Source organism: Loktanella salsilacus, from assembly GCF_024206795.1.
GTDB lineage: Bacteria > Pseudomonadota > Alphaproteobacteria > Rhodobacterales > Rhodobacteraceae > Loktanella > Loktanella salsilacus.
Genome location: NZ_CP072994.1, coordinates 1,625,627 through 1,648,725, shown reverse-complemented (window position 1 = coordinate 1,648,725; position 23,099 = coordinate 1,625,627). Strand labels below are relative to the sequence as shown.

The window sequence follows — 23,099 nt, the reverse complement described above, 5'->3', positions numbered from 1 at the left end:
GGGTGACGGGTTTGCGCGGCAGTTTGGCGCTGTGTCTGGCCCTGCTGCCGTCCCTGCCCGCCAAGGCTTGCGACGTCGCGCTGTTGCTCGCGATTGACGTGTCGAACTCTGTCGATTCTGCTGAATATCGCCTGCAAGTTGACGGTCTGGCCGATGCGCTGACCGATCCTGCGATCATCGACGCGCTGGTGGCGGGCAATAGCGCAATCAGCGTGGTGCAGTGGTCTGGCATCGACCGGCAAAGCGTCACCCTGCCGTGGAACCGTATCGCCACCGCCCGCGATGTGGCCGCCTTGTCGCAATCCGCCCGCCTGATGCCCCGCGCCTATACCCTGTCCGGCACCGCCCCGGCCGAGGCGATTTTGTTTTCGCTGGCCAACTTCGGCCCCGTGGCCGATTGCAGGCGCCGCGTCATTGATATTTCCGGCGATGGCACGCCAAATATCGGCGCAGATGTGGCGTCAGCGCGCCAGCAGGCGCAGCGGGACGGGATCACAATCAATGCCATCGCCATCGAATCCATGGGCCTTGCCATCACAAATTTCTATGCGCGCCAAGTCATTACCCGCGACGGCTTTGTCGTGACTGCACGGCGGCACCGCGATTACCCGCGTGCGATCCGCGCCAAGATCCTAAGAGAGCTGACAAAGGCCATCAGCTGACCGTCTGCCCTTTCATCCCGCCAAGATTTGGGTATTGTACCGCCGAACGGACAAAGGAAGACACGGCATGTCGCGGACTATCGACTATGGAAACCTGATGCACCGCGCCATGCGGAGTCTGATCCAAAACGTGTTGACGGACATCCAGAAGACCGGACAACTGCCCGGCGCGCACCATTTTTTCATCACCTTCGACACCCAGCACCCGGATGTCGAAATCGCCGATTGGCTGTCTGACCGCTATCCGGGAGAGATGACAATCGTGATCCAGCACTGGTTCGACAACCTTGAAGTCACCGACGAAGGGTTTTCGATCACGCTGAACTTTGGCAACGCGCCAGAGCCGCTGTATATCCCCTATGACGCGATCAAAACCTTCGTCGATCCATCGGTCGAATTCGGTCTGCGGTTCGAAACCCAGCCCGAAGACGGCGATGATGACGACGGCGCAGAGGCGCCCATGGACGAGATGGTCGAGCCTGAAGAAGACGCGCCCCGCAAGGACGCCGAAGTCGTCAGCCTTGATAAATTCCGCAAATAAGCGGGCAATTCCTAAAATAACAGCCGGGACAGACCTATGACCGATCAACGCTCCGAATCTGACAGCTTCGGCCCTATTGACGTGCCAGCAGACCGCTATTGGGGCGCGCAGACCCAGCGCAGCCTGCTAAACTTTCCCATCGGTTGGGAAAAGCAGCCCGTCGCCATCGTGCGCGGCCTTGGCGTGATCAAGCAGGCTTGCGCCACCGCCAATATGGCGCGCGGCAAGCTGGACGCGAAGGTCGGTGATGCCATCGTCGCCGCCGCAAAAGAGGTTGTCGCCGGCAAGCTGGACGATCATTTCCCGCTCGTGGTCTGGCAGACGGGCTCTGGCACGCAGTCGAACATGAACGCGAACGAGGTGATTTCGAACCGCGCGATTGAAATGCTGGGCGGCACGATTGGGTCCAAGGATCCGGTGCACCCGAACGATCACTGCAACATGGGTCAGTCGTCTAACGACACCTTCCCAACCGCAATGCACATCGCCGTGGCGCGCACCGCCCATGACGTGACCCTGCCCGCGCTGGAACACCTGCACGCCGCGCTGCAAGCCAAGGTCGAAGAGTTCAGCGATATCATTAAGATCGGCCGCACCCACACCATGGACGCGACGCCGCTGACACTGGGCCAGGAATTTTCCGGCTACACCCACCAAGTCGCCATGGGCATCCGCCGCATCAAGGCCGCGCTGCCTGCGATTTATGAGCTGGCCCAAGGCGGCACTGCCGTCGGTACCGGTCTGAACACCCCCGTTGGTTGGGGCGAAACCGTCGCCGCCGAAATCGCTGACATCACCGGCCTGCCCTTCGTCACCGCGCCGAACAAGTTCGAGGCGCTGGCCGCCCATGACGGTCTGGTCGAGATTTCAGGCGCTTTGAAAGTCGTCGCCTCGTCCCTGTATAAAATCGCCTGCGACATCCGTTTCCTCGGCTCTGGCCCGCGCTGCGGTCTGGGCGAGCTGATCTTGCCAGAAAACGAGCCGGGCTCGTCCATCATGCCGGGCAAAGTGAACCCGACGCAGGTCGAGGCGATCACGCAGGTCTGCGCCCATGTCATGGGCAACGACGCCGCGGTCGGTTTTGCAGGCAGCCAGGGCCATTTCGAGCTGAACGTGATGAAGCCGATGATGGCCTATAACGTGCTGCAATCGCTGCAATTGCTGGGCGACGCGTCGATGGCGTTTACCGACAACTGCGTCGTGGGCATCAAGGCCGACCGCACCCGGATTGAAAAGCTGATGCGCGAATCGCTGATGCTGGTGACCGCGCTGGCGCCGACCATCGGCTACGACAACGCCACCACGGTCGCGAAAACCGCGCATAAAAACGGCACCACGTTGAAGGAAGAGGCGATTGCCTTGGGCTTTGTTGACGCCGAAACGTTTGACCGCGTTGTGCGCCCCGAAGACATGATCGGCCCGAAGTGAACGGCCCAAAATGAACGCCAACACACCGATCAACCTGAACAAGGTGCGCAAGGCCCGCGACAGGGCCACTGAGAAGGCAGAAGCCGACGCAAACGCGGTCAAATATGGCCGCAGCAAGGCTGAACGCATGCTTGACGCTGCCCGCGCTGACAAGGCGCGGACCGCGCTCGATCAGGCTAAGTTCGAAGAATGAAACCCCCGGTGCCCGCCCGCCCGGTCAAGCACTCCTTGACCTTAAGCGGGCACCGGACCTCTGTCTCGCTCGAAGATGCGTTCTGGCAGGCGTTCCGCGCCATGGCGGATCGCGACGGGTTGACGATCAATGCGCTGGCCGCGCAGATCGACGCGGATCGCGGCGATATCGGTCTTGCTTCTGCCATCCGGGTGCATGTGCTGCGCGATGCGCAACGGCGCGATTAACGCGGGCTGATCCGCAGCCACATGCCATTTGCCGTGCGTACGGTCAGATGGGCGACGGGCACGGGCGGGCGGTCTGGCACCAGTTCGAACCGATAAGCCGCCAACATTTGCGCCAATAAAACAACGCCTTCAATCATCGCAAAGCCTGCGCCGGTGCAGACCCGCGGTCCGGCTGAAAACGGCATATAAGCCGTGCGCTGCCCTGTTTTGCCGTTCTCGGTCTGCCAGCGGGTTGGGTCGAAATCGTCAGGCCTGTCCCATATCCGTTCGTGCCGGTGCAGGTGCCACGGCGACAGCACGACCTGCGCGCCGGGTTTGACGTCGCGCTTGCGAAACACTTCTGACCGCGTGGTTTCGCGCACCATCATCGGCACGGGGGGATACAGCCGCAGGCTTTCGCGGAACACGTCGCGGGTAGCTTTCAGCGTCGAAAGTCCGGCAAATTCGCCGTCCCACGCTTGCGCCTCTTCTGCGAGCTTCTCCTGCCACTCTGGATGCATCGCCAGTAAATACAGTGTCCACGCTAGCGCAGCGGCGCTGGTTTCGTGTCCGGCCAGAAAGAAGATCGCGACCTGATCGACCATCTGCGGCACATCAAAAGTGTCGCCCGTATCAGGATCAGCCGTCGTCATAATCTTGGTCGCCAGATCATCCGGCGCGGTGCCATCCGCAATCTGCGCCAGCCGCGCGGCGGTCATGTCGGTGATCAAACTGCGGATCAGCCGCGCCGTCGCCCGCGTGTCGCGGCGAAAAAACCGCGGCATCCAGCGCGGGCCCGGGATGAAGGCGGCAAGGTTCAGGATCGGCTGGGTGCGCTGGTAGGTCTTGAAGGCGTCGAACACACGGGTCGCAATCTGGTCTTCGATCGGGACGGAAAACAGCGTGCGAAAGATCACGTCAGCTGCGGCGTGGCTCGTCTCTGGCTCTATATCGCGCGGGGTGCCGTCGGCCAGTGGGGCCATGCGGGTGACCGCCGCCGCCCCCGCCGCCTTGATCGCCGGAAAGGTATCGCGCAGCCGCCCGCCCGCAAAGGCGGGGTCAATAATGCGGCGTTGTTGCTTCCACAAATCGCCGTTGGTTAGGAAAACCGAGTCCCCCAGCAAGGGGCGCAGCCCTGCGCCGATCCGGTCCGATTTGGGGAAATTATCGGGGCGTTCGTTCAGCACCAGCCGGATCAGCTCTGGATCATTCACCATATAGCTGCGGAAAAACGGGGTGCGAAACTCTGCCATCCACGCGCGATACAGCTTGGCGGGCTGCGCCGACAGAATATCTGCGCGGAACAGTTTGAGGTAGCGAAACAGCGATACCTTGTCCGGCCGCGCCGGGGGTTTCGCCGGAATCACGGGGCCATATCCGTGTATTTCGACGCTGGCACATCGATGCGAGAGGCCGAGGGCGCGCGGCCCTTATAACGATCGCCCAAGGTCAGCGGCCCTGCGGTGATGCGGAAATAGTCATAGTCGCCGGGCCTATCAAAGGCGCAGAGGTACTGAAAATGCAGACGGAAGAACTTCCAGCGCAATTCTTGCCAGCGTGCGGGCGACAAGGTTTTCGTAAAGGCGGCAGAGATGACCAGCGGCCAGCGCTTGTCCTTTGGCGCGACGCCAGACACCTCGACCGGATCGCACAGGGCAAAGGCGCAGCCGTCGCCGGGCGCTGTGACGTCGACCCACGGCATGTCCACGCGGGACAGATCGTGCAAATCGCGGCGCAGGCGCGTGGCGCCGCGCAGGAATGACACCATCGGCACCACCTGCCCCAGCGACAGGAACGACAACGCCGGACCATCCGTTGGCACCCGGCCCGCGCGGTGCAGATCGGCAAGGATCGACACGCCGAGGTGCGCGCCGGATGAATGACCGACGACCAGCACTTCGTCCACGTCGGTCGCCAAGGCCGCTGCAATCTGGTCCGCGAACGCGGCCATGCGCTCTTCAAGTGCTGGCGGGTTGGCCCCGTTCCAGCGGGCGGAATAGGCGTAGTCGTGCATCAGGTAATAGGCGAAAAACTTGCCGTCCTTGCGCTTGAACCAGCGCAAGACCCAGACGGCGACCCCTGCCCAAACGGCGTAGGACACCAGCGTCAAAATACTGCCCAGCAGGCCGGACACGGGGATCAGGCCCAGCAGTTTCGCGGCCAAGCCGCCCAGCAAGATCGCTACTAAAAGCTGCACAAGCAACATGCCCACGGGATAAAGCGCCGCAATTACGGGCCCTTTGCGCAGCCACATCAGCCGCCGCAGCGTGCCGCTGGCAATATAGGTGAAGGCCGTGCGCAGCAGTTGGCCGTAGGTCGCGGGGATCGAATGGGACATGCTGCTGCTCACGATGTCGGACCAGACCAGCACGTCGACCTCTGCCTTCACCTGCGCACCGTCCATTCCGGCAGCGACGCGCCAGCCATAGGTCTTGCCGCGCGGCTTGGGGGTCAGCGTCAGGTCATAGCCGCTGATCGCCGCCTGCGCGGTGCCTTCGGTGCGGTAAAGCTCGCGGTAGCGGCGGGGATGAATCGGGTCATAGCCGGGGATGTAGAACACCCGCCGGCGGCGTACGGTTTGCTGATCTTCATGCTCGGTCATGCGCGCACCCTAGCGGGGAATGCGGGCGAAATTAAGCCGTTATCCGATCGCACCCAGCGCTGGAAACCGTTCCAGCAGCCAAAAACTGAAGGCGCTGAATTGGCCCGTGACCATCATCAGCCCGACCGTCCACAGCAGCAGGCCAGAGGTGCGTTCAATCCGCGCCATATGCCGCTTCATCCAGGCCATCGGCCCCTTCAGGCGCGGGAAAAATGCAGCGACTGCTAGGAACGGCAGACCCAGCCCCAGCGCATACATCGCCAGCAAAAGCGTGCCACGCCCGACGTCGCCCTCTGACGCAGCAAGTCCCAGAATCGTGCCAAGGATCGGGCCAAGGCAAGGCGTCCAGCCAAAGGCGAAAGCAAGGCCAAGTACGTAGGCGCCAAACGCGCTGCCACCGTTATCGCCGGTTGCGACTCGCGCTTCGCGGTCTAGGAACCCAATCCGGAACACGCCGATAAAATGCGCGCCAAAGATCATGACGACGACGCCTGCGATGGGCACGAACCAGCCCTGCCATTGCAGCAAAGCCCGCCCCAGCGTCGAAAACGCCATGCCCAGCAGTAGGAACACCGTCGATAGCCCCAGCACAAACATGAATGCGGCCACCATTACCCGCCTGCGCGCGGCGGCGGTCTCGTCCAACTCGGTCACTGACACGCCGCCCATATAGGCCAGATACGGCGGCACGATCGGCAGCACGCAGGGCGATAGGAACGACAACAAGCCGGCGACAAGGGCGATGGCCATGGCGGGCACAAGGCTCGCGTCCATTAAGGCGATATTTTCGAACATGGGACCTCTTTGCGCGTGTTGGGATAGGCTTAGGCCATCGCGGCCCCCGCGTCACGCCGCGCGGTGTCACGAGGGCGTTTACAAAATGACACATCCGCCCTAGCGATAGGGCATGGATTATGATGCTGAACTCGACGCCACCGGGCTGCTGTGCCCCCTGCCCGTTCTTAAGGCGCGCAAACGCCTGTCTGCACTGGCCAGCGGCCAAGTGCTGCGGATGTGCGCGACCGATCCCGCCGCGATTATTGACGTGCCGCACTACTGCTTTGAGGCGGGCCATACGCTGGCCCTGACGCAGGATGAAGGCGACGTTCAGGTGTATTTTATCCGCAAGGCGTAAGCGGCCAGCGCCCTAATCAATAGCAAAAAGGCGGACCTTGCGGCCCGCCTTTTTCATGTCTTGGGGTGCGCTGACCTTAACGGCCCAGCGACCACCAGCCGCGCTTTTTCGGCTTATCTTCTGCCTCTGGTGCCTCGGCTTCTGGCGCAGGCGTTGGTTCCGGCGCAGGTGCTGGCGTTGCCACAGGCTCTGGCGCTGCAATCGGATCAGACTTCACCTCTGGCGCAGCTTGCGCTGCGGGTGCCGGGGTTGCCTCGACCGGGGCTGCTGGCGCAGGCGTTTCAGCCACTGGCGCGTCGGCAACCGGTGCTTCAGCCACAGGCGCATCAGCCGTCACAGCAGGTACGTCCGTTGGTGCATCGACCTCCTCTGATGCGGCCTCAACCTTGGGCTTGCGCGCGCGGCTACGGCGGGCTGGCTTTGGCTTTTCCGCAGGCGCGTCGGCATCTGCCTCTGCGTCTGCCGGAGCCTCTGCGCCTTCGGCAACCTCTGCTTTGGGCTTGCGGCGGCTACGGGTCCGCTTTGGCTTTTCTGCTGGTGCCTCTGCGTCAGCGTCTGCTGCCGGTGCGCCTGCTACAGCATCAGCGGCTGCTGCCTCTGCGGGTGCTTCGGCGTCCGTTGCAACAGCGTCAGCCTTGGGCTTGCGGCGGCTACGGGTGCGCTTGGGCTTTTCGGCGGGCGCATCGGTGACGGCTTCTGCCTGAGCTGCAACAGCGGGGGCGTCCGATTCGGCATCATCGGCTGCGTCATCGTCCTGATCGGAGTCGGCGTCGTCGTTGCCGTTCTCGTTCTGATCGCCGTTTTCACCATTCTCGCCGTTCTGGCCGCCCTTGCGCCGCCGACGACGACGCCGCTTTTTACGAGGCTGGCCATCGGCGTCTTCTTCGCTCGCGGCCGAGGTTTCGCTGTTTTGCTGCGCAGGCGCTTCTTCGACTGCGACAACAACCTCTTCTTCGACCTCGTCAAAGACCTGCTCGTCCGCCAAATCCTTAGCGTCCATCACGGGTGCGACGAAGGGCAATGCCTCAGGGACAACCCGCGTCGCGGTCTTGAACTTGTCGATCGCGAAATCAGGCGACACCAGCGTCAGGTCACATTCGACGCGTACGGACATGCCATACTGCGCCTCAATCCCGGCGACGTGGTCACGCTTGCCGTTCATCAGCACGTTGGCGATGGACACCGGCGCACGCACCAAGACTTCTTTGGAACGGCCGCGTGTGCCCTCTTCTTCGATCTGGCGCAGGATGTTCAGCACGACGTTGTCGTCGGACCGCAGCAGGCCAGTGCCATGGCAATGGCTACACGGCTGCGTCGTCGCCTCTAGCATACCGGGGCGCAGACGCTGACGCGACATTTCCAGCAGACCGAACCCAGAGATCCGGCCGACCTGAATACGTGCGCGGTCGGTTTTCAGCGCGTCCTTGAACCGCTTTTCCACCGCGACGTTGTTGCGACGTTCATCCATGTCGATGAAGTCGATGACGATCAGACCCGCCAAGTCACGCAGACGCGCTTGGCGTGCCACTTCGTCAGCAGCCTCTAGGTTGGTTTTCAGCGCGGTTTGTTCGATCGAGCCTTCTTTTGTGGCCCGGCCAGAGTTGACGTCCACGGCGACCAGCGCCTCGGTCACGCCGATGACGATATAACCGCCAGAGGGCAGCTGCACCGTCGGGTTAAACATGCCCGACAGATAGCTTTCGCACTGGTAGCGGGCGAACAGCGGCATCTGTTCAGCGTATTGCTTCACGTGCTTGGCGTGGGATGGCATGATCATCCGCATGAAGTCTTTCGCGTTGCGATAGCCTTCTTCGCCAGCGACGATGACTTCGTCGATGTCCTTGGAATACAGATCGCGGATCGTCCGCTTGATCAGATCGCCCTCTTCATAAATTTTCGCGGGGGCGATGGATTTCAGCGTCAGCTCGCGGATGGTTTCCCACATGCGCTGCAGATATTCATAGTCGCGCTTGATCTCGTTGCGGGTACGCTGGCTGCCAGCGGTGCGGATGATCAGACCGGCGCCTTCGGGCACCAGCATCTCGCCTGCGATTTCCTTCAGCTTTTTGCGGTCGGCCACGTTGGTGATCTTGCGGGAAATACCGCCGCCACGTGCGGTGTTCGGCATCAGGACGCAGTAACGGCCAGCCAGCGACAGGTATGTCGTCAGCGCCGCGCCTTTGTTGCCGCGCTCTTCTTTGACGACCTGTACCAGCATGATCTGGCGGACTTTGACGACCTCTTGGATCTTGTAACGCTTGGGGCGCGGCTTGCGCACGGGGCGCACGTCGTCGCTGTCGTCAGCGCTGTCGACATTTTCGATCTCGGATGGCTGATCATCGTTGTCGTCAGCGTTGTCAGCCTGATCGTCGTCATGCACTTCATCGCTGGCAGGGGTGTCGACGGGAGTCTCTGCGACCAGTTCCATCGGGCTGGACCCCTCTTCGGGATCGTCCAGGTCAATGGTTTCCATGCCCGCGATGTCGCGGGTGGCGGTCGCATCATCAGATGCGGTGTTGGCAGCACGGCCACGGGTCCGGCGCGTGCGGCGCACACGCGGCTTGGGCGAAGCGTCGTCCGCGTCAGTGTCAGCACTGGCCTCAGAGGCGTCCGCGTCTGCGTCGTCCTCTTCCTCAGCCTTTTGGCTGGCGGCATAGGCTTTTTCTTCGGCGATCAGTGCCAGACGGTCAGCGACCGGGATCTGATAGTAATCGGGGTGAATTTCCGAGAACGCGAGGAAGCCGTGGCGATTGCCGCCGTAGTCCACAAACGCGGCCTGTAACGACGGTTCGACCCGCGTTACTTTGGCTAGATAGATGTTTCCAGCAAGCTGACGCTTGAACTGGCTTTCAAAATCAAATTCTTCGACTTTGTTTCCGTCGACCACAACAACGCGGGTTTCTTCCGCGTGGGTGGCATCGATTAGCATTTTCTTCATGTTGTCCATTCGCATGACGCGGCAATTCGGCCCCGGGGGGCGCAGCAGTGCGGCTGTCATGTCTGATTAAGGCGATGGGTGCGCAGGCCACGACAATGCCCCTTGGGGCGTCTGTCTGGTGGTCACTGTTCTGCGCGCCTCGCATCGCGGTCCTTGTCTGACCCACGTGACGCGGGCCTGTTTAATGCCCGGTCACAATAATAAACATGCGAGCCAAGGGCGTTCTTTTGACCGTTTCGGGTCATAGTCAGCTGACCCTGTCCACCGGCTTTTGCCGCGCGGGATAGGATCAGAGAATCTCACCGGGATTTTGCGCATATCGTCATGCCAACCGCCCGTAGAACATACATAGGGGGTTATGGTGTCATAAGACAATCACAAAGTGCGTGCAGCCTTGGCGGCTGGGGGGGGACCGCGCCCTTAAACGCAAGAACGCCGCGCCCCACTACGGGACACGGCGTTATCGCTAACACGGTGCTGCGTGCTTACAGATAGTCAGAGCGGGACAGCGTGTATTTCGCCATCTTCTCGTTCAAGGTCCGGCGCGGCAGGCACAGTTCTTCCATCACCGCAGTGATAGAGCCTTTGTGCCGGCGCATGGTGTTGTCGATCAACATCCGCTCGAACGCCTCGACGAATTCCTTCAGCGGCTTGCCTTCGGTGGTCATCGCCGGGCGGCTGTCGTCGCTGTCGGCCATCAGCAAGGATGCGATGGATCCCGTGCCGCGCCGGTTCTGCAATACGGCGCGTTCGGCGACATTGATCAACTGGCGCACGTTGCCCGGCCAAGGCGCCTGCAACAGCTGCGCCGCCTCTTGGGCGGACACTTCTGGCGCGTCGCAGCCGTATTCTTCGGCGAACTGGTCAGACAGACGGGTGAACAGCGTCAGGATATCCTCTCCGCGCTGGCGCAGCGGCGGCACGACAATGCGCAGGGCGCTGATGCGGTAATACAGGTCTGGCCGCAGCACGGATTCGCAGGTCTTGTCTTGTTCCTGCAGGTTACAGATTGCGACAATGCGGGTTTCGGCGGGCGTGCCTTGGTCGTTGATTGCTGTCAAAAGCCGCGCTTGCAGCGTCTGGCTCAGGCTCTCGATATCCTCCAGCACCAGTGTGCCGCCGCGGGCTTCTTCAATCGCGGGGATCGGCTCTTCCTCGCCCGCAGGGCCGAATAGGCGGCGGGTCAAGGTTGCCTCGTCAAAGGCGGCGCAGGCGACCAGGACGAACTTTTTCGTGGCCCGCGCACCAACGGCATGCAGGGCGTGGGCGACCAGCGTTTTGCCGGTGCCGGTTTCGCCTTCGATCAGGACGTGACCATCGGCCTGCCCCAGATCAAGGATGTCTTCTTTCAGCCGTTCCATCGGGGCGGACTGGCCCATCAATTTCTTGATCAGCGCTGATCCGTCGGACAATTCCTTGCGCAGCGCGCGGTTGTCCAGCGTCAGGCGCCGAGCGTTGCAGGCTTTCTTTGCCAGTTCTGTCATGCGGTCCGGGTTGAACGGCTTTTCCAGAAAATCGAAGGCACCGACGCGCATCGCCTCGACCGCCATGGGCACATCGCCGTGGCCTGTGATCATGATGACAGGCAGCGCCGAATCGACGCCGCGCAGCTTTTTCAGGAACTGCATGCCGTCCATGCCGGGCATTTTCACGTCGCTGACGACAATGCCGGGGAAATCCGCACCAACCACGCGCAGCGCTTCTTCGGCGCTGGCATAGGCTTCGGTTTCGAATCCTGACAGGGCCAGCCATTGGCTGATCGACTGCCGCATATCCTTTTCGTCATCCACGATGGCGATTTTCATGGCTTTGCTCATGGATCTGATCCTTATTCCGCGGCTTTTGCCGCTGTCTTGAGGCGGGGCAACTGTACCTCGAACACGGCACCGCCGCCTGCCCCGTTCCGCGCGGTCATACGTCCGCCCAGATCGTTCACGATGCCCGACGAAATCGCAAGGCCAAGGCCTACGCCGTCGCCGGGCTGTTTGGTTGTGTAAAACGGCTCGAACAGCGAATCGAGGTCGTCGATCCCGCTGCCATTATCGCGCACGGTCAGCGTCACCGTTTCACCCAGTGCCAAAATAACGTCGATGCGCGGGTCGGCCACTGTTTTTGTGGCGTCAATCGCGTTGCGCAGCAGGTTAATGATGACCTGTTCCAACCGCAGGCGGTCGCCAAAGATCATCGCCGGCTCGCCCGGTAGCGTGCGGCTGATTTCAACATAGCGGTTTTTCAGCTGCGGTTCCATCATCGACAGCGCAGATGACACAGCGGCGCGGGTGTCGACCTCTTCAAACGCGTCAGAGCCTTTGCGGGCATAGGATTTCAACTGCCGCGTGATCGCGCCCATCCGGTCGATCAGGTCGTCAATGCGTTGAAACGACGACAAGGTTTCCTCTGGCCGCTTGCGCTGCAGCAGCAGGCGCGCGCCCGCCAGATAGGTCTTCATCGCGGCCAGTGGCTGGTTCAGCTCGTGGCTGACGGCGGCTGACATCTCGCCCAAGGCGGCGAGTTTTGACGTTTGCGCCATGGTCTGTTCGGCGACCTCAAGGTTGCGCTCTACCTGCTTACGCGCTGCGATTTCGCGTTGCAGCGCAGCGTTCAAGGCGCGCAGTTCGGCAGATTCGCGTTCAAAGACGGCGACCCGGTTGGTGGCCTTGCGGGACGCGAACCAGAACATCATCGCCAAAAAGATCGCGAATCCCATGACTTCTAGCGCCAGCACGCCGTTCACCCGTTCGCGCACCGACGAATAGGCGGTGTAGCTGACCATGCGCCAACCTTGGAACGGCACGCGCGCCTCGCGGCGCAGCACGGCCTCACCGCGCAAATAGGCATCGATGGGCAGCGCGGCCCAGTCTTGCGTGGCGCGCAATGCAACCTCGATCGCGGTCGGCGGGGTTTGACGGCGCAGGGCCTCTGCCTCGTCCAGGCCGCGCCAGCGCTGTTCGGTGGTCAGGATAATATTGCCTGTGCTGTCAGTGACATAGACCGCATCGGACACACTGGCCCAGCTGCGTTCCAGCTTGGCCAGATCGACGGCAACCTGAATGACGCCCATGGTCGAGCCGTTCTGATCGATCCGCCGGGAATAGACGAAACTATAGCCGCCCTGAGGCGACTCGCCGAGGGTAAACACCGTCGCATTACTGCGCAGCGCGTTCACAAAAGACGTGTCAGATCGGTGCTGTTCCCCCAGCCGGTTCCGGTCCGTCGCCGCGACCGCACGCCCGTCCTTATCCAGCAACATCAAGGACGCCGCGCCAATTTCATCAACGAACGACAGCAGCCGCTGCGTCGACAGCGCATAGTTATTGGCCGACAGGGCCTGAATTAGATCAGGGTCACGGGCCAAAAGTTGCGGCACAATGGAATTGCGCTGCAGCTCGCTCATCAAGTTGGCGACATAAAAGGTCAGGCGGACTTCGGCCCGGTTCCGGGTCGTTTCCGTGAAGCGCTGGGTGAGCAGCAGATTCGTGGTATAAATCGTCACCATGCCCAGCAGGCACACCACAATGACGCTGAGCCGCAAAAGCCAACGGCCCTGCCGCAGCGTGCCGGTCTGTGTGGTGAATTCCGCGTGGCTCATTAGCTTTAGATAGGCTGGGTGCACGCGCCCGGCAAGCCAGCGATCACGCGTCGGCGAGTTGCTGCACAAGCCCGCGGAACAAGGCCAGACCGTCGGTATTGCCGGTGGCCGCGTCAACCGCCCGTTCGGGGTGCGGCATCATTCCCAGCACACGGCGATTCTCGCTTAATACGCCAGCGATCGCATTGCGGCTGCCGTTGAAGTTATCGGCATAGGTGAATGCGATGCGGTCTTGGTCGCGAAGCTGGTCCAGCACCGCATCTTCGGCGGTGTAGTTGCCGTCGTGGTGCGCTACGGGCAGTGTGATCGTCGCGCCAGCGGTATAGCCGCCGGTAAAGCCGCTATCAGAGGTCGCAACCGTCAAGGGTGTGGATTTACAGACAAATTTCAGCGCCGCATTACGCATGAGTGCGCCGGGCAGCAGGCCGGTTTCGGTCAGCACCTGAAAGCCGTTGCAGACCCCCAGCGCATAACCGCCCCGTTCCACATGCCGCTTAAGCGCCTGCGAGACGGGCGAATTCGCCGCAATTGCGCCGCAGCGCAGATAGTCACCAAAGGAAAACCCGCCCGGCACCGCGACCAGATCGACATCGCCGATCTCTGCATCCTTGTGCCAGACCATCGTCACATCGGCCCCAACCTTGCGCAGGGCCACAGCCATGTCGCGGTCACAGTTCGATCCGGGGAAAACAAGGACGGCAGCCTTCATGCGGGTAGCTCCTGAGAAGTGTTTTTCGAACCGCAGCAACGCCTTGCGCGCGGTATTTTAAAGCGACCGGCAGGCTGTGTGCCGCGCCGGTCGCCCCTAAGCTTACAGAATTTCGATCCGGTAGGATTCGATGACCGTATTGGCCAGCAGCGCTTCGCACATCTCTTTGATGCGCGCCTCGGTGGTGCCGTCGGCCAGATCCAGTGCGATCACTTTGCCCTGACGGACGCCGTTGACGCCCTCAAAGCCCATCGCACCCAGTGCGTGACGCACGGCTTCGCCCTGCGGGTCCAGCACGCCGTCTTTCAGCATCACATGAACATTGGCTTTCATGATGTTGATATCCTTTAGTTAATCAGCGTGGGCTTGGGCCGGTGAGTCACATTGCTGGGCAGAACGCCCAAACGCCGCGCGACTTCGGTGTAAGCGTCAGCGAGGTTGCCAAGGTCTTGGCGGAACACGTCTTTGTCCAGCTTCTGGCCGGTTTCAATGTCCCACAGACGGCAGCAATCTGGGCTGATCTCGTCTGCGACGACAAGGCGGGGGAATTCGTTGTCCCACACGCGGCCGATTTCGATCTTGAAATCGATCAGCTTGATACCGACGCCGTACATCACGCCCGACATGAAATCGTTCACCCGCAAGGCCATAGAGACGATATCGTCCATGTCCTGCTGGCTCGCCCAACCAAAGGCGATGATGTATTCCTCTGGCACCAGCGGGTCGCCCAGCTTGTCGTCTTTATAGGAAAACTCGACAATGGGGCGCGGCAGGGCGGCGCCCTCTTCCATGCCCAAACGCTTGGCCATCGATCCGGCGGCAAAGTTGCGCACGATGACTTCCAGCGGAATAATCTCGACCTGGCGGATCAACTGCTCGCGCATGTTTAGGCGGCGAATGAAATGCGTCGGGATGCCGATGTTGCCAAGGCCGACCATGAAATACTCGGACAGGCGGTTATTCAACACGCCTTTGCCCTCGATCACGTCCTTTTTGGCACCATTGCCAGCGGTCGCGTCGTCCTTAAAATACTGGACATAGGTCCCCGGCTCTGGACCCTCGTACAGGATCTTTGCCTTGCCTTCGTAGATCAATTTGCGGCGTGCCATGAAAAGCCTCACGTCTGGGGGCGGCCCCGTTGGCGGGCCACCGCTCTGCGCCTCTTACGCCAAGCCCCCCTTGCGGGCAAGTCGCGCGGACCCCATAGTTTGCCTAACGGAACCCGCAGACAGGATTTTGCCCGATGACGAGCATGAAAGACCGCGAAAACGCCTTTGAAAATAAATTCGCCCATGACGCAGAGATGCAGTTCAAGGCCGAAGCCCGCCGCAACAAGCTGCTTGGCCTGTGGGCCGCAGACCTGATGGGCAAATCTGGCGATGACGCGATGACCTACGCCAAAGAGGTGATCAAGTCCGACTTTGAAGAGGCCGGCGACGAGGACGTGTTTCGCAAGGTCCACGGCGATCTGGGCGACAAAGTGTCAGAGGCCGATTTGCGCGCCAAAATGGCAGAGCTGACGATCGAAGCCAAAGCGCAGCTGATCGACGAAGTCTAAAATTAACGCATCAAGACCGGGAGGGGGCCGCGCGCAGCGGATCTTTACCCGGTCTTTATTCCTTACCGTCTAAGCCTTCTGACAACTGGTCAGAGGTGTTTTATGCGGCGTGGATCAACGACCGCCCGTGCGCGGGCTTTGCGGCTGTTGGTGCCTACGGCAGGCTTCGGCATTGCGATCTGGGCCTATCTGCAACTGCCGCCCGGCGCGGCTATGACAGCGTTCGCTGGCTTGCCTGATATCCCGCTCTGGCGCTGGGGGCTTGCGCTGGCCCTGACAGGCCTGAGCTATGTGGTCGTCGGCCAGCTAGAATCGCTTTGGCACGTGGCCCTGCGTGTGAATTCACAGCCCTATACGGCGCGGCGCACGGGCCGCATTGCGATTGCGATTGGGCAATGCGTCGGGATGGCCAGCGTTGTGGCCGGATTGGTGCGCTGGCACCTCTTGCGCGGTGTGGCGCAGACTGGCGATGTGGCGCGCGTGTCTTTGGCGGTCTCGCTGTCCTTTACACTTTGCATGTCAGTTTCGGCGCTGCTGGCGCTGTGGTGGATCGCCTTGGCGGCGTTTCCCGCGCTCTCTTGGCCCATGGTGCCTGTGGTCGCGGCGGTGATGGGGCTGGCTTTGTGGCGCTATGGTCCCAAGCTGTGGGCGCAGCGCCGATTGGCCGCTGGGGTGATGATCTGGACTCATGCCGATCTGCTTTGCGCGGGCCTTGCCTTTGCGGTGTTCCTGCCCGGTGACTTGCCGCTTTTGCAGGTCTTAGCGGTGTTCACCTTAGCTTTCGGTGCGGGGCTCGCGACGCATGTGCCAATGGGAATCGGGGCGTTTGATCTGATTGTCATCGCCTTCCTGCCCGCGCCCACAGCTGCGCTTCTACCCGCATTACTCGCGTTTCGCCTGACCTATTTCGTCGTTCCCGGTGCCGTTGGCCTTTATGCGCTGACCCGGCCGCAAGCGCTGCCCGGTCGCAGCACCCTGCGGCAGTTTCTGCACAGCCATGCCCCCGCATTATGGAGCTTGGCCGACCAAGGGGCCTCTGTCTGGCGCGACGCTAGCGGCGCTGCCCTTGTCGGCCATACCCCCGTCGCCCGCGTCATTATTGGCGAGCCGTCAGGTGCCCTGCCCCATGCCCTGCGCCGCATAGCCCGTTACAAATGCAGCGCCCGCACCGCCGCCAGCCTGCGCAAGCGCGGTTGGTCCACCATGCGCATCGCGACAGAAGCATGGATCGATCCGAGCACTTGGACTTTGGATGGCCCCGAAAAATCCACCCTGCGGCGCAAATTGCGACAGGCGCAGACTAGCAGCGTGAGCGTGCGCCAAATCGACCCGCGCGATATGCCCCGCGACCTGACCCGCGTGGCGCAGGCCTGGGCCCGTGCCAGCGGGGGCGAGCGCGGTTTTTCCATGGGCCGCTTCACCCTCTCCTTGCTAGATGCGCAGGCCGTCTTTGCTATCTTCACCGATGGCACCCTACACGGTTTTGTGACCTTTCAAACCGGCCCCCAAGACTGGTGCCTTGACCTGATCCGCCACGACGGCACCCTGCCCGCAGGCGCTGTACCTGCCGCGATGATTGCGGGATTTGCGGCGGCCAAAGACGCGGGCGTGGCAGAGGTCACCCTTGCCGCCACGATCGCCCAAACCGGCCCCTTCGGCTGGCTTGGCCGCCGCCACGCGGGCCTTGCGCAATTCAAACGCAGCTTTGGCCCGCAGTGGCGCCCGCTTTACCACGCGGCCCCGGGACCGCTGCGGTTTTTCTGGACCGCATCCGCCGTGTTGTGGTCCGTCCAGCGCCCCCTTGCGCGCCTGACAACTTGGGTCCGGCAATTGTCTTTTACCCCGCTTCGTGCGACGGAAGGGACCAATGTCCGCACCGGACCCACGCCAAAGACTGAGGCCACACATGACAAACGCATTCGCCCAACTTCTCGCCGCGCGCGACTGGATCCTCGCCGATGGCGCAACCGGGACCAACCTGTTCAATATGGGGCTTTCTTCCGGCGACGCGCCAGAGATGTGGAACGTCGAACATCCTGACCGGATCGCAAAGCTGTACCAGGGTGCCGTCGATGCCGGCTCTGACCTGTTCCTCACGAACACCTTTGGCGGCAATGCCTCGCGTCTGAAACTGCATGACGCCCAAGGCCGCGTGATGGAGCTGAACAAAGCCGCCGCTGAAATCGGCCGCGAAGTCGCCGACAAATCCGGCCGCACTGTGATTGTGGCCGGCTCTGTTGGACCAACCGGCGACATCATGGCCCCCATGGGCTCCCTCACCCACGAAATCGCAGTCGAAATGTTCCACGAACAAGCTGAAGGCCTCAAGGCCGGCGGCGCCGATGTCCTGTGGGTCGAAACTATCTCTGCGTTCGAGGAATATGCCGCTGCCGCCGAGGCGTTCAAACTGGCAGATATGCCATGGTGTGGCACGATGTCCTTTGACACCGCTGGGCGCACCATGATGGGCGTCACCTCGCGCGACATGGTAAAGTCCGTCGGCAAGCTTGACTACAAACCGCTCGGCTTCGGCGCCAACTGCGGGACCGGTGCCTCCGACCTGCTGCGCACGATCCTTGGCATGGCCGACGCGGAACCCGATCTGCCTCTCATCTCCAAGGGCAATGCTGGCATCCCGAAATACCACGACGGCCATATCCACTATGACGGCACGCCAGAACTGATGGCCGACTACGCCGAACTGGCCCGCAATTGCGGCGCTAAAATCATCGGCGGCTGCTGCGGCACCACGCCAGAGCATCTGCGCGCCATGCGCGAAGCACTGGAAACCCGCCCCAATGGTGACCGTCCCAGCCTCGACGATATCACCTCCGCTTTGGGGACATTCTCGTCCGAATCTGACGGCACCGACGGCAACGGCCCCGTCCGCGCCGCCCGCCGCGGCAAACGTCGCGGCTGATCGCCCGCAGGACCCGGCGGCAGGACCAACCCCTGCCGCCACCTCTCTGTTTTAAAAATATCCCCGCCGGAGGCTCGGCCGTCAGGCCGACGGCCACCTTTGCCCAGCACAGCAGATCAAAGAAGCGATAGCTGATCACCCGGCTGCGGCGGCACCGCAAATAGGTCCGTGCGCAAAGGCACGAGCGTGCGGTCCAGCCCCAACCGCCGCGTCGCCAGCACGAAACGCTGCCGCAGCAAACGTGCCCATTCGCCCTGCCCGCTCATCCGCGTTCCAAACGCAGGATCGTAATCCAGTCCGCCGTGCAATTCGCGCACCCGCCCCATGATCCGCGCCGCCCGGTCCGGATAGGCTTCTTGCAGCCAATCGCGAAACAAGCCCGATACCTCACGCGGTAAGCGCAAGACGATGGATGACGCCGCCACGGCCCCCGCCTGCGCCGCCGCTTGCAAGATGGCTTCTAATTCGTGATCCGTCAGTGCCGGAACGACTGGCGATACCATGACCCGTACATCAATACCCGCATCGCTCAGCGCCCGGATTGCGCGCAACCGCACCGATGGTAAGGGCACGCGCGGTTCCATCGCGCGGGATGTAGCCGGGTCCAGCGTCGTGACTGAAATCCCGACCCGCACCAAGCCCTTCGCCGCCATCGGCCTCAGAATATCAATGTCGCGGGTGATCAGTGCACCCTTGGTGATGATCGCAACCGGGTGATTAAAATCCGACAACACCTGCAAGAGGCCGCGCATAATCTTACGGTCTCGTTCGATCGGCTGATACGGATCTGTGTTGGTGCCAATCGCGATCGTGCGCGGCACATAGCGTTTGGCCCGCAACTCGCGCTGCAGCACCGCGGGCGCATCTGGCCGGGCAATCAGCCGCGTTTCAAAATCAAGCCCCGGCGACAGCCCCAAATAGGCGTGGCTGGGCCGGGCGTAGCAATAAATGCACCCATGCTCGCAGCCGCGATATGGGTTAATCGACCGATCAAATGACAAATCAGGCGACCGGTTCTGCGTAATGACGGTGCGCGGCACTTCCTCGGTGACTTGCGTGCGCAGCACGGGAAGTTCGTCATCATTGGCCCAGCCGTCATCCACCCCCTCACGGGTGTGGGTGTCAAACCGGACGTCCGGGTTATCCATCGCCGCCCGGCCGCGCCGGCGAAATTGTGGCCTTACTTCGTATTCCATGCCAAAAAATAAAACAAACAGTGAACATGAGCAAGCGTAGGTCGGTCTCATTCGCGGACATGTCGCAAATTATCGCGTGTCGCTCTGGGCAAAGGCGCATGACGAAACTACAATTGGATCAAAGCTGTGCCATAAGGATCACCCCATGTCGGACGACGACGAAATCATCCTCGCAGACCTGAACGACGAAGACCTCGTCGCCCAGATGTTCGACGACCTTTACGACGGCATGAAAGAAGAGATCGAGGAGGGCGTTAACATCCTCATCGGTCGCGGGTGGGAACCCTACCGCGTGCTCACCGAAGCGCTTGTCGGCGGCATGACCATCGTGGGTGCCGACTTCCGCGACGGCATCCTGTTTGTGCCCGAAGTGCTGCTGGCTGCCAACGCAATGAAGGGCGGCATGGCCATCCTGAAACCACTGCTGGCCGAAACCGGCGCGCCAACTATCGGCAAGATGGTTATCGGCACGGTCAAAGGTGACATCCACGACATCGGCAAAAACCTTGTCGGCATGATGATGGAAGGCGCCGGCTTTGAAGTCGTCGACCTTGGCATCAACAACGCCGTTGATGGGTATATCGACGCGCTGATCGCGGAAAAGGCTGACATCCTTGGGATGTCCGCGCTGCTGACGACCACGATGCCCTACATGAAGGTCGTGATCGATACGCTGATCGAAAAAGGCATGCGCGAGGATTACATCGTTCTGGTCGGCGGTGCCCCCCTGAACGAGGAATTTGGCAAGGCCATTGGTGCCGACGCTTACTGCCGCGATGCGGCGGTTGCGGTCGAAACCGCCAAGACCTGGATGGCCCGTAAGCATAATCGTGCGAGCGCAGGCTAGCCTGGTTTAAGAATGCCGTCGATTTGACTGGACGTAACGGACTTCTTCCTAGACCTGTTAGGGACTGGGAGGGAGTTTACCATGCGTACTGGACCATTCCTACTTTTGATCGCGACCGTCATGTGCCTTGCCGCCCTGACCATTTGGCTTGCCCAAATGTCCGGAGCCTTGGCCTTGCTGCCTGCCATCGGCACTGTGGGGCTGATCCTCACGGTCCTGATTCGCCGGGTGCAATAGCGGCGACTGCGCCATGAGCGATCTTGACGCCCAACTGACAGACGCCGGCTTGCAACCGTCCGGCGGCGGCAAGGTTTTGCTGCTTGCCTGCGGTGCGCTTGCCCACGAAATCCTAGCCCTGCGTGCCGCAAACGGCTGGGATCACCTTGATCTGCAATGCCTGCCCGCGATCTATCACAACCACCCCGAACGCATTACCCCCGCGATTCGCGCTGCGGTCGCGGCGCATAAAGACAGCTACCAACGCATCTTTGTCGTCTACGCCGATTGCGGCACCGGGGGGCTATTACAAGCCGCCTGCGCCGAGATGGGAGTGGAGATGATTTCCGGCCCGCATTGTTACAGCTTTTTCATGGGGAATGAGGCGTTTGCGGCGGCGGATGACATGACCGCCTTCTACCTGACCGACTTTCTTGCGCGCCAATTCGACGCCTTCGTCTGGCGCCCCCTTGGCCTCGACCGTCATCCGCAATTGCTGGATACTTATTTCGGTAACTACACCAGCCTGATCTATCTGGCCCAGACTGACGATGCCGCCCTCACCGAAAAGGCCCGTCAAATCGCAGCGCGCATGGGCCTCACATTCATTCACCGCCGCACGGGCTACGGCGATCTGACCAGCGCTTTGGCGCAGGCCTAACCCTTCTTCTGGTCAAAAATACCTCGGGGTGTGGGGCAGCGCCCCACCATCCGAATTTACACCGTAAATTCGGACGCAAACGCCCACTATTAACCTGCAGCAGAGACCAAACGAATCCGGTCCACCATGGCCCGTAGCCCGTTTGAGCGCTGCGCCGACAAATGATCCGTCAGCCCCAGCCGCCCCAGTTCTGCCGGGGCATCAATCTGTCCGACCTGCGCCATGGGCACACCGTCATACAGCGCCCCCAAAATCGCCACTAGCCCGCGCACAATCATCGCATCGCTATCGCCACGAAAATGGAACACGCCGTCCTCTGGCAGCGGCACCAGCCACACTTGGCTAGAGCAGCCGTCGACCTTCGTCGCTGGCACTTTGAACGCATCGTCCAGCGCTGGCATCGCTTTGCCCATGTCGATGACATGGCGATAGCGGTCTTCCCAATCGTCTAGAAAGTCGAAGGTTTCCACAATCTCTTCAAAGGCTTCGGTCGCCATTAAGGCTCTCCTGTCTGTCAGTTTTGTGGATTAACGCGGCACCGTCACAACACGTTGGCCATCGACCGCCAGCGCCACCTTGCCCTGCGTCAGCAGCAGCGCATCGCGGCCGAACACCTCGTTGCGCCAGCCTTTGAGCGCAGCAATGTCGCGCTGTCCGGCTGCCAGCAGGTCCAGATCGGCAGAGGACGCGATCAGCTTTTGCGCCACATCTTCCTGATCCGATTTTGCCTTGAGTAGGACGCGCAGCATGTCGGCAATCGCCGGGTTCACCTGCAACTTTTCGCGGCTCAGGTCGGGCTTGGGCAGCTTGTCGTTCGGCATGGCAAGACCATCCTTTACCGCCTTCAAAATACCGTCCGCAATCTCGCCGCGCCGCGCTTCACGCAGCAACAGGCGCATCCGGCCAAGGTCAGCCTCGGTTGCGGGCTTGGCGCTGGCCACTTCGACCAATGCGTCATCTTTGTACACGCGGCTTCGCGGCACGTCCCGTTCCTGCGCATAGGTTTCGCGGAACCGCGCGAGTTCGCGCACAATGCTTAGGAACCGGCCAGAGTTCGTGCGGGTCTTCACCTTCTCCCACGCCGTATCGGGATCGGTCTGATAGGTGGCAGGATCGTTCAGTACCGCCATCTCTTCGTTGACCCATTTCTGGCGGCCAGTGCTGCGCAGACGGTCCGACAAATATTCATAGATATCGCGCAGATAGGTGACATCGCCCACGGCATATGTCTTTTGCGCATCCGTCAGCGGGCGGCGGGACCAGTCGGTAAAGCGGCTCGACTTATCGACACCATCTTTGCAAATTTTGCGCACTAGCGTCTCGTATCCGGCTTGATCGCCAAAGCCGCAAACCATCGCCGCGACCTGCGTGTCAAACAACGGGCTGGGAATCAGTTGGGCATCGACCCAAAAAATCTCAAGGTCTTGGCGCGCGGCATGGAACACCTTGACCACGCCTTCGTCGCGAAACAGCTCGTACAGCGGCTCGAGTGATAGACCTTCGGCCAAAGGATCGACCAAGACTTCGTCATGGCCGTCCTCGTCCTGCCAGGCCAGCTGCACAAGGCACAGCTTGGCGTAATAGGTCCGTTCACGCAGAAACTCTGTATCAACAGTCACATAGGGGCGTTTGGCGGCTGCGGCGCAAAAAGTGGCCAGCGCCTCGGTCGTGGTAATGGTCTGCATGAGTGCCTTGTCA

General features: G+C 61.4%; 24 protein-coding genes. 12 read left to right on the top strand and 12 right to left on the bottom strand.

From position 1 onward, the window contains the following. Nucleotides 1-11: 11 nt before the first annotated feature. From KBW81_RS08080 to KBW81_RS08060, 5 genes are all read left to right on the top strand, one after another. Nucleotides 12-662: a DUF1194 domain-containing protein gene (locus KBW81_RS08080; protein ID WP_254248948.1), complete on the top strand. Its 651-nt coding sequence runs from the start codon at nt 12-14 to the stop codon at nt 660-662. A gap of 67 nt (nt 663-729) precedes the next feature. Beyond that, entirely contained in the window at nt 730-1,203 is a 474-nt protein-coding gene (locus KBW81_RS08075) for an SspB family protein (RefSeq protein WP_090191222.1), read from the top strand. A gap of 36 nt (nt 1,204-1,239) precedes the next feature. Beyond that, complete coding sequence (gene fumC, locus KBW81_RS08070; protein ID WP_090191223.1) at nt 1,240-2,631, top strand: class II fumarate hydratase; 1,392 nt, start codon at nt 1,240-1,242, stop codon at nt 2,629-2,631. Nucleotides 2,632-2,641: 10 nt separating this feature from the next. After that, nucleotides 2,642-2,824 (top strand): DUF4169 family protein, encoded by a 183-nt coding sequence (locus tag KBW81_RS08065; RefSeq protein WP_254248947.1) that lies wholly within the window; start codon nt 2,642-2,644, stop codon nt 2,822-2,824. Next, nucleotides 2,821-3,051, top strand: a complete 231-nt coding sequence (locus KBW81_RS08060; RefSeq protein WP_254248946.1) for a ribbon-helix-helix domain-containing protein — start codon at nt 2,821-2,823, stop codon at nt 3,049-3,051. Before KBW81_RS08065 ends, KBW81_RS08060 begins: the two co-directional genes overlap by 4 nt. Here KBW81_RS08060 and KBW81_RS08055 read toward each other — a convergent pair. Genes KBW81_RS08055 through KBW81_RS08045 form a run of 3 tightly spaced genes read right to left on the bottom strand, consistent with a single transcriptional unit; the run spans nt 3,048 to nt 6,427 of the window. After that, complete coding sequence (locus tag KBW81_RS08055; RefSeq protein ID WP_254248945.1) at nt 3,048-4,397, bottom strand: cytochrome P450; 1,350 nt, start codon at nt 4,395-4,397, stop codon at nt 3,048-3,050. The two genes, KBW81_RS08060 and KBW81_RS08055, sit on opposite strands and share 4 nt — an antisense overlap. Beyond that, the gene (locus KBW81_RS08050) at nt 4,394-5,632 is read right to left on the bottom strand and encodes a hypothetical protein (RefSeq protein WP_254248944.1); all 1,239 of its coding nucleotides are present in this window, start codon (nt 5,630-5,632) and stop codon (nt 4,394-4,396) included. Before KBW81_RS08050 ends, KBW81_RS08055 begins: the two co-directional genes overlap by 4 nt. A gap of 39 nt (nt 5,633-5,671) precedes the next feature. Further along, complete coding sequence (locus tag KBW81_RS08045; RefSeq protein ID WP_090191230.1) at nt 5,672-6,427, bottom strand: cytochrome c biogenesis CcdA family protein; 756 nt, start codon at nt 6,425-6,427, stop codon at nt 5,672-5,674. Nucleotides 6,428-6,539: 112 nt separating this feature from the next. Between KBW81_RS08045 and KBW81_RS08040 the strand changes: the two genes are divergently transcribed. Continuing rightward, a complete protein-coding gene (locus KBW81_RS08040; protein ID WP_254248943.1) occupies nt 6,540-6,767 on the top strand; it encodes a sulfurtransferase TusA family protein in 228 nt (75 codons plus the stop codon). Nucleotides 6,768-6,843: 76 nt separating this feature from the next. On the opposite strand, the gene KBW81_RS08035 is transcribed toward KBW81_RS08040, so the two are convergent. From KBW81_RS08035 to purC, 6 genes are all read right to left on the bottom strand, one after another. Then, the gene (locus tag KBW81_RS08035) at nt 6,844-9,714 is read right to left on the bottom strand and encodes an Rne/Rng family ribonuclease (RefSeq protein WP_254249020.1); all 2,871 of its coding nucleotides are present in this window, start codon (nt 9,712-9,714) and stop codon (nt 6,844-6,846) included. Nucleotides 9,715-10,190: 476 nt separating this feature from the next. Next, nucleotides 10,191-11,522, bottom strand: a complete 1,332-nt coding sequence (locus KBW81_RS08030; RefSeq protein WP_090191233.1) for a sigma-54-dependent transcriptional regulator — start codon at nt 11,520-11,522, stop codon at nt 10,191-10,193. An 11-nt stretch (nt 11,523-11,533) separates the two neighbouring features. After that, nucleotides 11,534-13,294, bottom strand: coding sequence for a sensor histidine kinase (locus KBW81_RS08025; protein WP_254248942.1), 1,761 nt, complete (start codon nt 13,292-13,294; stop codon nt 11,534-11,536). A gap of 43 nt (nt 13,295-13,337) precedes the next feature. After that, nucleotides 13,338-14,003 carry a phosphoribosylformylglycinamidine synthase subunit PurQ gene (purQ, locus tag KBW81_RS08020; protein ID WP_090191236.1) on the bottom strand — a complete coding sequence of 222 codons (666 nt, stop codon included), beginning with the start codon at nt 14,001-14,003 and terminating at the stop codon, nt 13,338-13,340. Nucleotides 14,004-14,105: 102 nt separating this feature from the next. Beyond that, a complete protein-coding gene (gene purS / locus KBW81_RS08015; protein ID WP_090191238.1) occupies nt 14,106-14,336 on the bottom strand; it encodes a phosphoribosylformylglycinamidine synthase subunit PurS in 231 nt (76 codons plus the stop codon). 14 nt (nt 14,337-14,350) lie between these two features. Next, nucleotides 14,351-15,112, bottom strand: coding sequence for a phosphoribosylaminoimidazolesuccinocarboxamide synthase (gene purC, locus KBW81_RS08010; RefSeq protein ID WP_090191239.1), 762 nt, complete (start codon nt 15,110-15,112; stop codon nt 14,351-14,353). 134 nt (nt 15,113-15,246) lie between these two features. Between purC and KBW81_RS08005 the strand changes: the two genes are divergently transcribed. The 3 genes from KBW81_RS08005 to bmt all read left to right on the top strand — a co-directional run bounded on the left by KBW81_RS08005 (nt 15,247) and on the right by bmt (nt 18,481). Next, complete coding sequence (locus KBW81_RS08005) at nt 15,247-15,561, top strand: DUF1476 domain-containing protein (protein ID WP_254248941.1); 315 nt, start codon at nt 15,247-15,249, stop codon at nt 15,559-15,561. A 102-nt stretch (nt 15,562-15,663) separates the two neighbouring features. Beyond that, complete coding sequence (locus KBW81_RS08000) at nt 15,664-17,601, top strand: phosphatidylglycerol lysyltransferase domain-containing protein (protein ID WP_254248940.1); 1,938 nt, start codon at nt 15,664-15,666, stop codon at nt 17,599-17,601. Next, on the top strand, nt 17,510-18,481 hold the full coding sequence (gene bmt / locus KBW81_RS07995; protein ID WP_254249019.1) for a betaine--homocysteine S-methyltransferase: 972 nt from the start codon (nt 17,510-17,512) through the stop codon (nt 18,479-18,481). The genes KBW81_RS08000 and bmt overlap by 92 nt, the downstream gene beginning before the upstream one ends. Before the next feature lie 116 nt (nt 18,482-18,597). On the opposite strand, the gene KBW81_RS07990 is transcribed toward bmt, so the two are convergent. Beyond that, the gene (locus tag KBW81_RS07990) at nt 18,598-19,677 is read right to left on the bottom strand and encodes a PA0069 family radical SAM protein (RefSeq protein WP_302059360.1); all 1,080 of its coding nucleotides are present in this window, start codon (nt 19,675-19,677) and stop codon (nt 18,598-18,600) included. Nucleotides 19,678-19,822: 145 nt separating this feature from the next. On the opposite strand from KBW81_RS07990, the gene KBW81_RS07985 reads away from it, so the two are divergent. From KBW81_RS07985 to KBW81_RS07975, 3 genes are all read left to right on the top strand, one after another. Beyond that, nucleotides 19,823-20,524 carry a corrinoid protein gene (locus tag KBW81_RS07985; RefSeq protein WP_090191670.1) on the top strand — a complete coding sequence of 234 codons (702 nt, stop codon included), beginning with the start codon at nt 19,823-19,825 and terminating at the stop codon, nt 20,522-20,524. A gap of 81 nt (nt 20,525-20,605) precedes the next feature. After that, nucleotides 20,606-20,761, top strand: a complete 156-nt coding sequence (locus KBW81_RS07980) for a hypothetical protein (RefSeq protein WP_175499455.1) — start codon at nt 20,606-20,608, stop codon at nt 20,759-20,761. A gap of 13 nt (nt 20,762-20,774) precedes the next feature. Further along, complete coding sequence (locus KBW81_RS07975; protein WP_254248938.1) at nt 20,775-21,401, top strand: DUF1638 domain-containing protein; 627 nt, start codon at nt 20,775-20,777, stop codon at nt 21,399-21,401. Between the two features lie 89 nt (nt 21,402-21,490). Here KBW81_RS07975 and KBW81_RS07970 read toward each other — a convergent pair whose 3' ends face one another. Then, nucleotides 21,491-21,898, bottom strand: coding sequence for a SufE family protein (locus KBW81_RS07970; RefSeq protein WP_090191673.1), 408 nt, complete (start codon nt 21,896-21,898; stop codon nt 21,491-21,493). Between the two features lie 30 nt (nt 21,899-21,928). Continuing rightward, nucleotides 21,929-23,086, bottom strand: a complete 1,158-nt coding sequence (gene rnd / locus KBW81_RS07965) for a ribonuclease D (protein WP_254248937.1) — start codon at nt 23,084-23,086, stop codon at nt 21,929-21,931. Nucleotides 23,087-23,099: the final 13 nt, after the last annotated feature.

What these genes read in the sequence shown, in the direction of transcription:
- KBW81_RS08075 (WP_090191222.1), top strand. Translation starts at nt 730, where the DNA reads ATGTCGCGGACTATCGACTATGGAAACCTGATGCACCGCGCCATGCGG.
- fumC (WP_090191223.1), top strand. Translation starts at nt 1,240, where the DNA reads ATGACCGATCAACGCTCCGAATCTGACAGCTTCGGCCCTATTGACGTG.
- KBW81_RS08065 (WP_254248947.1), top strand. Translation starts at nt 2,642, where the DNA reads ATGAACGCCAACACACCGATCAACCTGAACAAGGTGCGCAAGGCCCGC.
- KBW81_RS08060 (WP_254248946.1), top strand. Translation starts at nt 2,821, where the DNA reads ATGAAACCCCCGGTGCCCGCCCGCCCGGTCAAGCACTCCTTGACCTTA.
- KBW81_RS08050 (WP_254248944.1), bottom strand. Translation starts at nt 5,632, where the DNA reads ATGACCGAGCATGAAGATCAGCAAACCGTACGCCGCCGGCGGGTGTTC.
- KBW81_RS08045 (WP_090191230.1), bottom strand. Translation starts at nt 6,427, where the DNA reads ATGTTCGAAAATATCGCCTTAATGGACGCGAGCCTTGTGCCCGCCATG.
- KBW81_RS08040 (WP_254248943.1), top strand. Translation starts at nt 6,540, where the DNA reads ATGGATTATGATGCTGAACTCGACGCCACCGGGCTGCTGTGCCCCCTG.
- KBW81_RS08035 (WP_254249020.1), bottom strand. Translation starts at nt 9,714, where the DNA reads ATGGACAACATGAAGAAAATGCTAATCGATGCCACCCACGCGGAAGAA.
- KBW81_RS08030 (WP_090191233.1), bottom strand. Translation starts at nt 11,522, where the DNA reads ATGAGCAAAGCCATGAAAATCGCCATCGTGGATGACGAAAAGGATATG.
- KBW81_RS08025 (WP_254248942.1), bottom strand. Translation starts at nt 13,294, where the DNA reads ATGAGCCACGCGGAATTCACCACACAGACCGGCACGCTGCGGCAGGGC.
- purQ (WP_090191236.1), bottom strand. Translation starts at nt 14,003, where the DNA reads ATGAAGGCTGCCGTCCTTGTTTTCCCCGGATCGAACTGTGACCGCGAC.
- purS (WP_090191238.1), bottom strand. Translation starts at nt 14,336, where the DNA reads ATGAAAGCCAATGTTCATGTGATGCTGAAAGACGGCGTGCTGGACCCG.
- purC (WP_090191239.1), bottom strand. Translation starts at nt 15,112, where the DNA reads ATGGCACGCCGCAAATTGATCTACGAAGGCAAGGCAAAGATCCTGTAC.
- KBW81_RS08005 (WP_254248941.1), top strand. Translation starts at nt 15,247, where the DNA reads ATGACGAGCATGAAAGACCGCGAAAACGCCTTTGAAAATAAATTCGCC.
- KBW81_RS08000 (WP_254248940.1), top strand. Translation starts at nt 15,664, where the DNA reads ATGCGGCGTGGATCAACGACCGCCCGTGCGCGGGCTTTGCGGCTGTTG.
- KBW81_RS07990 (WP_302059360.1), bottom strand. Translation starts at nt 19,677, where the DNA reads ATGGAATACGAAGTAAGGCCACAATTTCGCCGGCGCGGCCGGGCGGCG.
- KBW81_RS07985 (WP_090191670.1), top strand. Translation starts at nt 19,823, where the DNA reads ATGTCGGACGACGACGAAATCATCCTCGCAGACCTGAACGACGAAGAC.
- KBW81_RS07980 (WP_175499455.1), top strand. Translation starts at nt 20,606, where the DNA reads ATGCGTACTGGACCATTCCTACTTTTGATCGCGACCGTCATGTGCCTT.
- KBW81_RS07975 (WP_254248938.1), top strand. Translation starts at nt 20,775, where the DNA reads ATGAGCGATCTTGACGCCCAACTGACAGACGCCGGCTTGCAACCGTCC.
- KBW81_RS07970 (WP_090191673.1), bottom strand. Translation starts at nt 21,898, where the DNA reads ATGGCGACCGAAGCCTTTGAAGAGATTGTGGAAACCTTCGACTTTCTA.
- rnd (WP_254248937.1), bottom strand. Translation starts at nt 23,086, where the DNA reads ATGCAGACCATTACCACGACCGAGGCGCTGGCCACTTTTTGCGCCGCA.